Consider the following 14,127-nt stretch of genomic DNA (forward strand, 5'->3'; position numbering starts at 1 on the left):
ATACTAAGTCATACTGAATAAATAGCCTGCAATCACAATAACTAAACACATTAGGCTAACCTCACATCCAATATATAGTGGTTTTCTTGTAATTAGATTATTTTGCTTAGCCTCTTCTCACCAACGCTAAATGAGATTGTCACAATTTATGATAAACCTCTATAGAATTTATAAAAACATCAATTTTAGGAGGTTTTATGCACAAATCCATAAACAAAGCACTCTTACCCACCATATTATGGGGCATTATGAGTATTGCTTTATATGCCACACTGTATTTTTTTGAACAACCCATCTTAGAAGCCTCTGCTAAAGGCGGTTGGTATTTCATCGTACCTGTAACCATTGCATTCATCTTTTCAGGTGTGCATGGTAATTTCACGGGTTACTTCTGGGAAGCTTTTGGCGTAAGAGCTAAGAAAAAATAAGGAGTGACTTGTGGAAATATCATTTTTAGATTTAACCCTTGCCAATGTTGGCTTCTTATTTGTTGTAGGCTTTATTGGTGGCTTAGTTAGCGGTTTTATTGGCTCAGGCGGCGCATTTGTTTTAACCCCTGCTATGATGAGCATGGGTGTGCCTGCAATTATGGCGGTTGCCAGTAACATGTGTCATAAATTCCCGAAAGCATTAGTTGGCTCGGTTAAGCGGGCACGTTACGGCCAAGTTGATGTGAAGCTGGGTATTATTATGGGGATTTCAGCTGAGGCTGGCGTATTGTATGGTGCAAATTTACAAAAGTATATTCGCCATGAATTTGGTCAAGATGGTTCTAATTTATACGTTTCGTTTGTATTTGTAGTCGTATTAGCGATTGTGGGAAGTTATGTGTTACTAGATGCTTGGAAATTATATAGTTCTGGTACACAAGAAGAGAAGAAAACCAAAATTGCCGAATGGGTTCAATCCGTTAATATCCCCGGTACGATGATGTACTTCAAAGCTTTAAATGCGCGTATTTCAGTTCTATTTACTATTCCATTAGGGTTTGCCACAGGCATGTTAGCTGCCACTATTGCCGTAGGTGGTTTTATTGGTGTCCCTGCCATGATGTATATTTTGGGCGCACCGGGTTTAGTCGCTTCTGCAACGGAATTAGTGATTGCCTTCGTAATGGGTTTTGGTGGCACAATTAAGTATGCTTTAGATGGTTATGTCGATGTTCGTTTAGCAATGATTATTTTAGCGGGTTCATTATTCGGGGTGCAATTAGGCGCAATTGGTACAACTTACGTTAAAGACTTTATGGTAAAAGTAGTCATGGGTATTATCATGATTTTAGTACTATTTAGTCGCGGATTTATGATTCCCGTTTACTTAAGTAACCTTGGTTATATTTCTAAAATAGAAGATGGGACAGCGGTCATTTTATCAAATGTCAGCTTTGGTATATTGGTTTTTGCTTTGGGTACAGGTGCAGCAATTATTCTGTATTCACTGTTTTCTGGTTTCCAAATTGAGGCCCAAAAACGCAAGGCAGAAGAAGAAGCTTCAGAAACAGTTGAAACTGAACCAATGACAGCACAGTTATCTCCAACAGGTCGTTTTGAACGTATTATGTTGGTTTCTGATGGTTCTGAATTCAGTGCTGGGGCAGAACGTGAGGCGGTTGAATTAGCTAAAAAAGCCAACAGCCAATTATTTATTACATCTGTTGTCGTTGTTGACCCTGACTATGAGTTACTTGCATCTCAATTATTGGAAAAACAAACGGCTCAAGCACAAGCTGTATTGGATAGACTTAAACAAGTAGCAGAGATGGCGGGAGTGAATTGTGAAATTGTATTGCGTCAAGGCTCTGAAATTTACAAAGAAATTGTTAATGCTGCGAAAGAAAAACATGTTGACCTTATCATCATGGGTCGTCGCGGAAAAAGTGGTTTAATGCGCTTGATGATGGGTAGTACAACTGCACGTGTGATTGGCCATAGCGACTGTAACGTGTTGGTTGCACCTCGTGCGGCCAATTTAACAGGTCACAATATGATGGTTGCAGTCGATGGCTCGCGTCATGGTGATATTGCAGCAACCACAGCAATTAATTTAGCCAAATATTTGGATGCAAATGTAACAGTTGTGTCTGCGATTGAAGGTGATTACAGTGACAGACATCGCAATGAAGTGAAAGCCACAGTTGATCGAGTGGTTGATTTGATGAAGCAAGAACATGTTAAAGTCACTGGCGAAGTCTTAATGGGTACGCCTGTATCAACTATTGTTGATGCGGCAAAACAGAAAAATACCGATTTACTGGTGATGGGTAGTCATGGACGTACAGGATTAGAAAAAGTATTAATGGGCAGTGTTTCTGATCGTGTTATTGGCCATGTACCTTGTGCCGTATTTATTGCTAGAGGTTAATCAATGTTTTCGATTTTAAGAGATACATTTCAGTTGAAATAATAGATTTAAAGTCGAATTCTCAGCTTAAAAAGTATGTTGAACATTAGTTTGGCATACTTTTTTTATGTCCTATAAATGGGTTAAAGCACGCTATAAAATCCATATTTGAATTTGCTTTATTTCCAAAGCTAAAGTCTTGAACACTTAATGAAAATAAACAACAATCATATTAATATCTTATATTAAAATATAGTACTGAGAAAATAGAGCTAATATGGCATATTTTGTAAAACTGCATATTATTATTTTTTAAATTTCCATATACTTAAACAGTAAAAAAAGTTTGAAACTCGTCTTTATGTTATAGTTCAATAAATTATTAATACTATCATAAAAAAATATAAGTTGACTCTAATAATGGCTCTGATCTTTATAAAAAATATAATAAGATTAATGAGTTATAAGATAACACTAAAATTTGCAACTTGTTGAAATTCTCGTATTTTCAAAAAACTATCCGAACTGTTGTTCTAACTAAAATGAGGTTATAAAATGCTATTTACCTTGGCATTTTGTAAAAACAATATCAATGGACTATTCATCTTTATTTGAAAAAAAATATCGTTTTCTACTAATTGCCATATTGTTATTTGTTTGTATAGATATTGGTGTACTTATCTCTAATCTGATTATTTCTCGCCATATCCAATATGATGCAGTTACTGTCAATCTAGCGGGTCGGCAAAGGATGTTGTCGCAACGCATGGCTAAGACTTTATCTCTTATGTATACCGCACAGCAACAACAAGATAAAGTGGCATTTCATACCCTGCAAAAAGAGTTTAAGCAGACTTTTCAACTGTTTAATAATACGATGAATGGATTTGCTTATGGTGGTGAAATTCTTGATACCACGGGACACCATTTCCAATTACAAACGTTACAAACGCCCAGTTCGAAAAAAATTATTACTGAAGCCATTGATTTATGGAATAAGAATAAAGCCTTACTGAAGCCATTCCACACGCAACAACAAACCACTTTTAGTCCCACTGCTTGGCAACAACTCAAACATATTCAACAAAACCATTTAGTGTTGTTACGTTTGATGAATGATCTTACTTTAGATTTAGAGCAAAAAACCAGTCAGCAAGCTTCTCTGATTCAACAGATTCAAATGACAGGGATTTTTCTAGTTACACTGAATTTTATCTTTTTCATATTTCACGTTTTTTCACGTTTACAAAAACAAGATAAGCAACTAAACATTGCGATGCAACGTGCCGAAGCAGCAAGTCAGGCAAAAAGTGCATTTTTAGCCAATATGAGCCATGAAATTCGTACACCAATGAATGGTGTATTAGGAATGTTATCGCTCACACTAGATACAAAACTGACTCCACAACAACGTGATTATTTAGAAATTGCCAATCAATCCAGTGATGTTTTATTATCCTTAATCAATGATATTCTTGATTATTCTAAGATTGAAGCAGGACACATGGAGTTGGAAATAATTCCATTTGCATTGCGCCAACTGGTTGAGGAAGTACTCGATTTATTGTCGGAACGAGCAAGCTCTAAGGGTTTAGAAATAGGCGTGTTATGTGATCCGCAATTGGATTTTTTAGTAAAAGGTGATCCCACTCGTTTGAAACAAATTTTGACTAACCTGGTTGGTAATGCGATAAAATTTACTAATAAAGGTGAAATTCGGGTTAAGTTAGAGCAACAGTCCATCAATGAAAATAATATAATTTTGCTGTGTGAAATTACCGATACAGGCATAGGCATTTCAAGTGATGTGCAAACTAAAATTTTTGAATCATTTTCTCAAGCCAACAGTTCAACCACGCGCCAATATGGAGGTACTGGTTTAGGGCTGGCTTTATGTACGCGGTTGTCAGGTTTGATGAATGGCGAGATTGGGGTGCGTTCTCAATTAGATGAAGGTAGCACGTTTTGGTTTACAGCTCAATTACAAATGACCCAAGAAAAAACACCAAAAAGTGTGATTTTACAACCAGAATTACAAGGTTTGCATGGCTTAATTGTCGGGGCTGATTCTGTTCATCGCATGGTATTAGAAGACAATTTTAATCATTGGGGTATTAATTCGTACAGTTATTCCAATGAATCACAAGCATTACAGAAATTACAACAAGCGGCAGAAGATCAGCAAGCATTTGACTTTGCTATTATTGATATGGAAGTTGATGGCGTTGATGGTTTCGCACTCAGTCATAAAATCAAGACCAGTCCAATCATTGAATCAACAGGTTTGATTATGCTCACTTCTCGGATTCAAACCAGTGATAATGAAATGGCGCAACAGGCAGGATTTTCTGCTTATTTGATTAAACCTGTGCATCAATATCATTTGTATAATGCGATTCGCTTGGTTATGGATTTACAGCTTGAGCAGAAACAACCCTCAATCACAAGTTCACTATCAGATCAACAAGCTGATTTGCGAAGAGTTGAAACATTATCAAAACAGCAACTAATTCCTAATAAGAATGAAATATCCATATTATTGGTAGAAGACAATGATTTTAACCAAAAAGTGGCGTTTCATATGTTGAAACGTTTGGGACTACAAGTGGATACTGTTGGTAACGGACAGGAGGCATTAGATCAACTCAAGCAGCAAACTTACTCATTAATCTTAATGGATTGTCAAATGCCTATACTCGATGGCTATCAAGCAACAGAGATTATTCGGCAACGTGAAAAAACAGGCGAATTACCAAAACAAGTCATTATTGCAATGACCGCCCATGCGATGGAAGGTGCACGAGAAGAATGTCTGGCTTCAGGTATGGATGATTATTTTTGCAAACCCTATAGAATTGAGACATTGCAAGAAATGATACATCGCTGGATGGATAAATTACGAGATTCTCAAGCAGAAATACAAAGTTGATGATTTGAATTTATTAGGACGGGCAGCCGTTAAAAAACTATAGTCAATTTTGATTTATGTGTTAGGACTGGCAGTCCTCTTATAATTTAAATATCAATTATTTTTAATATCAAGGACTGCCAGTCCTGTATCATTTTAAAGTAAAATAACCATACCAGTCCTTTCATTTTCAGTGTTTTACAAATCTTTCAAACATTTTGCTTGTGCATCTTTTCCAGATAATACAGGCGCATCAATCGGCCACTCAATACCGATATCAGGATCATTCCAGATTAAACTGCCTTCATCTTCTGGATGATAATAATCAGTGCATTTATAATGAAAGTCCGCAGTATCGGTTAACACACAAAAACCATGAGCAAAACCTGGTGGCACATATAATTGATTATGCGCTTCTGCTGTCAAAGTCGCGCCTACCCATTGACCAAATGTTGTTGAATCTTTTCGAATATCCACTGCTACGTCAAACACCGCACCACTGCTGACTTGAACCAATTTACCTTGAGGGTGTTGCTTTTGGAAGTGCAGCCCACGCAATACATTTTTTGCAGAACGGGAGTGATTGTCTTGTACGAAATGTGCGTCAATGCCTGCTAATTCTGCATAACGTTGCACATTGAAGCTTTCGAGAAAAAAGCCACGTTCGTCACCAAATACTTTGGGTTCAATCAGTACGACTTCTGGGATGTCTAAGCGGGTTACTTTCATGCTATTTCATACTTCACTATGTGTTTAAGATAAAGACCATAACTGCTTTTTTGCAATTTATCTGCTAATTGTACCAGTTGTTCATCGCTAATATAGCCTTTACGCCATGCAATTTCTTCGGGACAAGCGATTTTTAAACCTTGGCGTTTTTCAATCGTTTCTACGAATAATGAGGCTTCAAGTAATGACTCGTGTGTGCCTGTATCCAACCACGCAAAGCCACGGCTTAAGATTTCCACCCGCAAATCATCACGTTGCAAATATACATTGTTCACGTCAGTGATTTCTAATTCTCCGCGTGCTGAAGGCTTAATATTTTTAGCAATTTCAACCACATCATTGTCATAAAAATATAAACCTGTGACGGCATAACGAGATTTAGGGTCGGTGGGTTTTTCTTCTAAACTGATGGCCTTGCCTGTTTTATCAAATTCGACCACACCATAACGTTCAGGGTCGTGTACAGGATAAGCAAATACGGTTGCACCCTTGGTTTGCTCCGCTGCATGATTCACCGCTTTACTGAAATTATGGCCATAAAAAATATTATCGCCTAAGACTAAAGCACAGGTATCAGAGCCAATAAATTGTTCACCGATAATAAAAGCTTGCGCTAAACCATCAGGAGAAGCTTGTACTTCATAGCTGAGGCTAATTCCCCAGTGTGAGCCGTCGCCTAATAATTGCTCAAAACGCGGCGTATCTTGTGGAGTGGAAATGATGAGAATATCTTTGATACCCGCTAGCATCAATGTGGTTAACGGGTAGTAAATCATGGGTTTATCATAGATAGGAAGTAATTGTTTTGAAACCACTTGTGTGACGGGATGCAAACGCGTACCCGAACCACCTGCGAGAATAATACCTTTCATTGAAACTCCAAAAGCTTAATAAGCATTTTTGATAATTACGATATAAAAAGCATTATCTCTATTATTTTATATGATTTCAATATTTTCCTAACGATAGGCTATTAATTTTAAATAAAAGTCACAGGCCATAAATCATGCAATTAGCATTGTTCCCAAGGTAAATCATAATAACGCCAGCCACCATTAGTACTACGATGATGATGGTCATCTAAATCACCTTCAAAACCTTCTAATACATTGTAAACCATACCAAAACCATGCTCACACAATAAATGCCCAGCCTCTAAAGACCGCTTACCACTACGGCAAATCAAAAGCACAGGCGCACAACCCGCTTGTTCACCATCTTCTGCATGACCATCTTCTGCAGGGCAACTCACACCACCAAGTAACACTTTACGCACATCAACTTCAAAATGAGGGTTTACTTCCCAGTCTGGCTCATCAATCCACGCAACATGCACCGAACCTGACGGGTGACCCACAAATAAATATTCCATAGTGGAGCGAATATCAATTAATACCGCTTTTGGATTATCTTGCAATAATTGCCACGCATCTTTAGGTAAAATAGATTTGAGTTCAGACATACTTTTATTCCCTGATAAGTTTTTATTATAGGTATACAAAAGTAAATTATAGAAAGTTTTTTTGGTTTTGTAAAATCACTAATATTATGAAATTCTTATATATTTAGGGCTGAAAATCCATAAAGGAGACGCAGCCCATAGAATTAACGGTATGCTTTCAAATAATGACCCTCAAACCAACGTTTTGCCCAATGGAACATCACGGTTTTTGGCATCAGAACCATACGTTTAGGATCACGATAAATCAACATTCCACTATTTAGAGTATCGACGATACATACTAATTCTGATTTGAATGTTGCGGTAATTGGCTGACCTTTGATTTCTGCTAATATATTTTTAGCCACTGCTTCTGCTTGTAAATCCGCAATATGGGCTTGTTTTGGAATCCAGTCAGGGCCAGGATAACTGCCGCTATCACCCGCAACATAAATCCGTTCAAAGCCTTCGACTTTGCAATGCTCATTGGCTTGGATAAATCCACCTTCAGATAATGGTAAACCACTGGCATTTGCCCATGCAGGGCCTGTCATTCCGGGCATAAATAAAGTTAAATCACTGTGAACTTCACCGCCTTCTGTAATCACTTTATCTTCTGTAAAGGATTTCATTTTATGGCCTAAATGAGTTTCAATGCCACGTTTATCCATTTCTTTTAATAAGGATTTAACCGCTTTTTCACCCAAACGTTGCCCCGGTGATTTCGATGGGTTGAAAAACACCATTTTGAACTGGTCACGGCGTTTTTGCTTACGCAATAAAGTATCAATCCCAAACAAGAATTCAAAAATAGGCCCACCACGTACTGCAGTTGGCTCTTTAGGATTAGCTGAAAAGCCAAATGCCAACGTACCAGAGTCTAATTTATTCAACTGGTCACTGTATGCTTTAGTCGCTTGATAGCCTTCGCATGGGGTGTAAATATTTTCAATTCCAGGTAATTTTTTAATAAAACGTCCACCCGAACCAATGATTAAACTATCAAAATGAATTTTATCACCAGTTTCAAGTAAGACTTGGCGGGTTTCTTGGTTCAAACCAGACACCTTGCCACGGTGGTATTCCACATCATTACGATCAAAAAAGTCCTCTAATTCAACTGTAAGGTCTTGTTCATTGCGTAAACCCGCAGGTACCCAAATCAGGCTAGGGTAAAAGAAAATAACAGGACGTGGTGCAACCAATACAATCGGTTCTTTCCACCCTTGTTTTCGTAGTGTTTTAATTGCAGTTAATGCGGCAAAGCTTGACCCTAAAACAACGATTTTGTGCATGAGTATTGACCTTTTGTGACCCAATAGCGTGTTAATATGGGTATCTTAGCATGTTAACAATGACAAAAAGTCTCCTCATCACTAAATTAGCATATCAGGATTTTTTAGTCTGTTATTAATTATAAAAATATTTTATGGATGAGAATATTTTGTATTTGAGAAGCAATTTATGGGTTTGGTATATAATTGGACAAATTGAGAATATATTTAGATTTTACATAGAGCCCCCATGCATTATAAATACCAAGCCATTGATGAAAATGGACAAGAAGTTGATGGCATTATTAGCACTGATAATGAAAGAGATGCCGCGCGTCAGCTACAAAGACGTGGCTTAACGGTGCTCAATCTCATTGCTGCTGATAGTAAAATTGCTAAAATAGCTCTCCGTTCGGGCAAACCGAAACAGCGGGATGTTTTAACCGTATTGCATGAGTTAACCACATTGCTGGAGTCTGGCGTATCACTGATTGAAGCGGTTGAATCGCTGGCACAATCCACACATCATCCTGTTATTGTGGATAATTTCGCTAAAATTGCCTCTAAATTACGTCAAGGCATTTCATTTTCAATTACACTACAGAAAAGTGATTTAGATTTGCCTTGGTATTTGTATCAATTGGTTGAGGCAGGTGAATTAACGGGAAAGGTTGCCCAAGGGTTACGCGATGGTGTGGAGCAATTGGAATATGAAACTAAAGTGCAGTCAGAAATGCGTAATGCACTGATTTATCCCAGCATTTTGATTTTTTCAGGGATTACCGCTGTTTTGTTGATTTTTGTGGTGGTCGTGCCCCGTTTTGCAGGCATTTTAAAAACGAAAGGGACGGATATTCCTTGGCTAGCACAGGCGGTTTTAGGTACAGGGATGTTTTTTAATAATAATATTGAATTGATTGCTGCAATTGGTGTTGGTTTGGTATTCGTGATTGTTTATATATTGAGTCAAAAAAAGGTGCGATTAAAAGCCAAAGATGTTAGTGCAAAATTGCCTATTATTGGTGTCTGGATTATGGAAGCGGAAACAGGACGTTGGGCTGCGATGTTGGGTACATTGTTAGAAAATAAAGTGCCTTTGTTGCGTGGTTTGGAGTTGGCGGCTCAAAGCATTCAATTACCCAGTTTAAATGCACGATTGAATCAGGTAACTAAAGCGGTACGTACAGGGACAACGTTATCTCAGGCATTGCAAGACAATGATGCTCTAACCGCAACGGGTCATAATTTAATTCGAGCGGGTGAGAAATCAGGTAAATTGCCGCCGATGCTACATTCATTAGCTAAATTATTAGATGAAAGTGGGCGTAATCGTATGAAACGGTTTTTATTGTTGGTTGAACCACTGGCTATTTTAGTGATTGGTAGTGTGATTGGAGTTATTATTACAGGGGTTATTTTGGCAATTACTGCGGTGAATCAGGTGAATTTTTAATTTGGATTTCAAATATTTGCGTTTTTTAAATCTATAAGAATATGAAAAAATATGTCATTATTCTTTGCTAGCAGCTATCTATAGTCAATTCTACCTTGAGTGTGAGGACTGGCAGTCCTGAAATAGTTTAAATATCAAATAGTTTTAAAATATAGGACTGCCAGTCCTGTATCATCTTAAAATAAAATGACTATATCAATTAAAGACTACTAGCCCTACATTTTTCTATGCGCTCAAAGCTTCACTCACTGTGATTAACTTCTGTTTGGCATCCACTAAAATAGGTTTAATTGCTTCCTGTTCTGACAATCCAAATACAGCCATTGGGTCTAAGAATGCCACCACAACTTGACCATTTCCAGCATCCCGTACTAATACATTACATGGCATCACGCTACCAATATCTGGATCAGCTTGAATCATTTGATTAGCTAAAGGCGGATTGCACGCACCCAAAATCAAATAGCGTGGCATATCCACATCCATTTTAGCCTTGAGTACGGTATCTACATTAATTTCAGTCAATACACCGAATTTATGGGCTTTTAAAGTTTCTGTTACTTTTGCAACTGCTGCATCAAAATCCATTTCTAAAGTCACATTGAATGCAAACGCCATTTGAGCAAACTCCCGAATATTTAACGAATAACGATGAATATTAGCATATCCTTAATCATTAATATAGGTATTATAATTCGCAACGTTGTAACACTAATTGTGTGGCATTGCTGGGTAGCCAGTCATTAATTAAATTAGGATAGCTTTCACGTCCTGTCACAACCAGACTATTGCCTTTACTGCGTGGCTTGTTACATAGACTGCGTAATAATCTGTCAGCTTGCAAAAAATCACCTGTTAAGATCAATACACCTTCATCTATATCCCCATCAGGTGAACTGACTGTAATGACACCATCAATCCCTAATTGAGATGATGCACTAATGGCTTGTTCAATTGGCTGGTCAGTTAAGTTATAAATACTCGTGGTTATAATATCAATATTACCACCAGGTCCACCATAAGCTTGAGCGAGGATTTTGCCACCCTCTAATACGGTAAATTCAGCATCTAAATTGATATTACCACCACCGCCAACACCACTTGCAATACTGGTCGTCACTTCGCTATTTTCACTGATATAAACATAATTTGGCATTGATATGAAAATGTTACCGCCATCTGCAAAAGTAGCTTCGGTGGTAATAAAGCTTTTGTTATACATTTCCAAATTATCTTTGGTAATCAAAATATTAATATCACCTGTATTGCCACTACTTGAACTGGCTGCACCAATGTAAGCTTCATTTTGCATCAGCATATCACCTGCGATAATACCGACATTGCCACCTAAGCCACTGCTAAATGTTGATGCATCAATAATCGCCAGGTTATCTAAAAATAATTGTTCACCTACAGTGAGTAGAATATTGCCCGCATTTCCACCGACACTGGAAGAACTTGCAGCGGATAAAATTCCAGAATCTGTTTGTGCACTAATCCCTGTGATGGTTGCATTTTGATTTACATTGATTGAAATATTACCTGCATTGCCTGCACCATTTGTGTTTGTAGTTAAAAAGCTACCATTCGCAAATAGCAATTCATTGGCTTGAATCACGATGTTGCCACTATGGCCTGCATTGGCATTTTTAGAAGCTGTCGCAGAACTCATAAAGTTACCAATACCAGAATTACTTTCCTGTTCAAGTATCAGTTTTCCTGACAAGTTAATGCTGATATTGCCACCTTGTCCAGAACCATAGCTATTAGCAACAATATTTGCTCCATCGTTCATCGTAAAATTCTTAGCACTAATGGAAACATTACCGCCGTCACCAACATTTGCAATCGTTTGAGCAGCTTGACCCGAATCAGAACTAATTAAAGTCCTAGAGTTTGAATTTGTTGTACCGCTCATCTCTATATCATTTGAAGCTGAGAGAGTTATTTCGCCACCTTGACCAGAGCCAAATGCTTTAGAAGTGATGACCGCACCATCTACGAGTCTTATATCTGTAGCAGAAATACTAATACTACCACTATTGCCAGTTTGGATTTGGAGTGATTCATCACTATTTTGTAAACCAATGTTCGTATTGGATGTATTTATGGTGCTACGATTGATACTGCTTTGTGTGTTCTCAGATGAGGCAGATAACAATACCTGATTTTTTGCATTTATCGTAATATCTCCACCTTGGACAATACTTTGATTCAAAGAGGTAATTGAGCTATTTTGCATTGTCAGGTCTTGCACATAAATACCAATATCCCCACCTTCAGTATAATTTATTGCAGAGGAGTTAATAGTGCTATTTATTAGTTCAAATAATCCTGCTCGAATGAAAATATTACCTTTTTCAAATACCTCTGTAGAAGGGCTAGGATTAACTTGAATAGTAGATTCTCGTATATTTAAACTGCCAAGTGTTGTTGTAGGTTCTAGCTCAGGCTGTAAAAACACATCACCTGCTGAAGCTACACTGGTAATATGAATTTTTCCGCTGCGTACTCTTATATTAACTTGATTTATACTAATATCATTGCCAATCAATCCAAGTGTTTCACCCGTTGGTAGATTAAATTCCTCTGAAATTATATTCAGATCAAGCCTTCCAATCTCATTATCTAAAAAACCATAAGCTGTTGGTGCAGCAGTTGATAAAAGTGCATTTTCTTGTGGATTTGCATAAAAGGCATCGTCATCAGAAAAACGAATTAAGTCCGCTGTCGTTGCATAGAACGAGCCTTGTAAATCTAAGCTTGCTTTTTTATTAAAAACAACACCTGCGGGATTCATCAAATATAAATCAGCATTCGGTATTGTGTTGCGAATCAGACCATCAATAGTGGAAATTTGACCACCTGTGACACGGCTGAAAATATTTTGAATATTTGCATCGCCTGAGAAGGTGGCTGACTCACCAGTGGCTAACGAAAATTGCTCGAAACTATGAAATAAATTTGTGCCTTGTAACGTTCCCAAATCCTGTGTAATCGCATAATCAGAACCAGATAAAGAGAGTTGCGCCCCTAAACTGCCATCGGTAATAACATCGGCTTGGGCTGAAATGCTTAACAGCAGCCACAGTAGCAATATAAGCTTGTTCATAAGTGTACCCTGTAAATTTGCTTTGGATGAATTACCAATCAGTTTAGATTAAAACTCGAAGGGTTTAAACCAACAAAGGCGTAAAAAGTCTATCTCAGTTCCTATTCAACCCTAAAACAGATCAGATTATTAAGGCCTTGAGCCAATTGAGATTACTCTAAATATAAAAGACTGTGGTGGGTTATTTCTTTACTCCAGTGTTATTGCTAAGAAATTAAGAAAAAATCTTTGGGGCTAAAAAATGTAAACCTTTGAAGTAAAAGAAAAATTGTTCAGACGATATTTACGTCAACCAAGTTGCCCTTAAGAATATAGTTTCTGGCAATATATTTGATAAGCCAAGCAAAAACAGGTGTATCATCTAGATGATGTGTATTGGGGGAGATGCTAAGCATGGAGGTAAAAGGGGACGGAGTTCACCCAATAAAGTGCTATTTGTTGCAGTGGTATCCCTAAACAAAGATGCTCATCCTATCCCGATGAATATGAATGTTGTTGAATGGTTCAAAACTAGGGGAATTGCAGCTTGAGCTGAAAGTATTTAAACTTGTTTGAAGCATAATATATTTAATTGTTACTCTTCTCGTTCACGGACAATGATGATGCTTTCCCAAGGTTCAAGTTTGCCTTCCATGCGTAATTTGGTGAGTAAGGTGTAGACGTAAAATAAGCGTAGTTTTTGTTTGTGTTCTGCAAACTCATCTTTTGAAAAACAGCTTTGTATTTCTTGGAAAATATCACTGATGTCTGCGCGTCCCAGTTTTATTAAACATCTTTTCCAACTGGGTTTATTTTGTTCTAAAGTCTTATAATTTTGTTCCGCAAACGACAGCATAAAATTCAATAAACTCAAACGCATCTGTTCTGATT

11 protein-coding genes are annotated in these 14,127 nt (G+C 37.5%); 4 read left to right on the forward strand and 7 right to left on the reverse strand.

Annotated elements, in window-relative coordinates:
- Positions 1–197: 197 nt before the first annotated feature.
- From ABXH34_RS13635 to ABXH34_RS13645, 3 genes are all read left to right on the forward strand, one after another.
- A complete protein-coding gene (locus ABXH34_RS13635; RefSeq protein ID WP_353572434.1) occupies positions 198–428 on the forward strand; it encodes a hypothetical protein in 231 nt (76 codons plus the stop codon).
- A gap of 10 nt (positions 429–438) precedes the next feature.
- On the forward strand, positions 439–2,361 hold the full coding sequence (locus ABXH34_RS13640; RefSeq protein WP_353572435.1) for a TSUP family transporter: 1,923 nt from the start codon (positions 439–441) through the stop codon (positions 2,359–2,361).
- Positions 2,362–2,932: 571 nt separating this feature from the next.
- Positions 2,933–5,269 (forward strand): response regulator, encoded by a 2,337-nt coding sequence (locus ABXH34_RS13645; protein WP_353572436.1) that lies wholly within the window; start codon positions 2,933–2,935, stop codon positions 5,267–5,269.
- A 177-nt stretch (positions 5,270–5,446) separates the two neighbouring features.
- On the opposite strand, the gene rfbC is transcribed toward ABXH34_RS13645, so the two are convergent.
- The 4 genes from rfbC to ABXH34_RS13665 form a co-directional block, all read right to left on the reverse strand.
- Positions 5,447–5,977 carry a dTDP-4-dehydrorhamnose 3,5-epimerase gene (rfbC, locus tag ABXH34_RS13650; protein ID WP_353572437.1) on the reverse strand — a complete coding sequence of 177 codons (531 nt, stop codon included), beginning with the start codon at positions 5,975–5,977 and terminating at the stop codon, positions 5,447–5,449.
- Positions 5,974–6,849, reverse strand: coding sequence for a glucose-1-phosphate thymidylyltransferase RfbA (rfbA, locus tag ABXH34_RS13655; protein ID WP_353572438.1), 876 nt, complete (start codon positions 6,847–6,849; stop codon positions 5,974–5,976). The genes rfbC and rfbA overlap by 4 nt, the downstream gene beginning before the upstream one ends.
- Positions 6,850–6,989: 140 nt before the next feature.
- Positions 6,990–7,439, reverse strand: coding sequence for a rhodanese-like domain-containing protein (locus ABXH34_RS13660; protein WP_353572439.1), 450 nt, complete (start codon positions 7,437–7,439; stop codon positions 6,990–6,992).
- A gap of 143 nt (positions 7,440–7,582) precedes the next feature.
- A complete protein-coding gene (locus ABXH34_RS13665) occupies positions 7,583–8,713 on the reverse strand; it encodes an NAD(P)/FAD-dependent oxidoreductase (protein ID WP_353572440.1) in 1,131 nt (376 codons plus the stop codon).
- A 229-nt stretch (positions 8,714–8,942) separates the two neighbouring features.
- Between ABXH34_RS13665 and ABXH34_RS13670 the strand changes: the two genes are divergently transcribed.
- A complete protein-coding gene (locus ABXH34_RS13670) occupies positions 8,943–10,145 on the forward strand; it encodes a type II secretion system F family protein (RefSeq protein ID WP_353572441.1) in 1,203 nt (400 codons plus the stop codon).
- 225 nt (positions 10,146–10,370) lie between these two features.
- Here ABXH34_RS13670 and ABXH34_RS13675 read toward each other — a convergent pair whose 3' ends face one another.
- The 3 genes from ABXH34_RS13675 to ABXH34_RS13690 all read right to left on the reverse strand — a co-directional run.
- A complete protein-coding gene (locus ABXH34_RS13675) occupies positions 10,371–10,763 on the reverse strand; it encodes a DUF302 domain-containing protein (RefSeq protein WP_353572442.1) in 393 nt (130 codons plus the stop codon).
- Positions 10,764–10,833: 70 nt separating this feature from the next.
- The gene (locus ABXH34_RS13680) at positions 10,834–13,257 is read right to left on the reverse strand and encodes a two-partner secretion domain-containing protein (RefSeq protein WP_353572443.1); all 2,424 of its coding nucleotides are present in this window, start codon (positions 13,255–13,257) and stop codon (positions 10,834–10,836) included.
- 574 nt (positions 13,258–13,831) lie between these two features.
- Positions 13,832–14,127, reverse strand: a 296-nt coding sequence (locus ABXH34_RS13690; protein ID WP_353572444.1) for a hypothetical protein, incomplete at its 5' end; no start/stop codon positions are given.

Source organism: Candidatus Albibeggiatoa sp. nov. BB20, from assembly GCA_016744725.1.
GTDB lineage: Bacteria > Pseudomonadota > Gammaproteobacteria > Beggiatoales > Beggiatoaceae > Albibeggiatoa.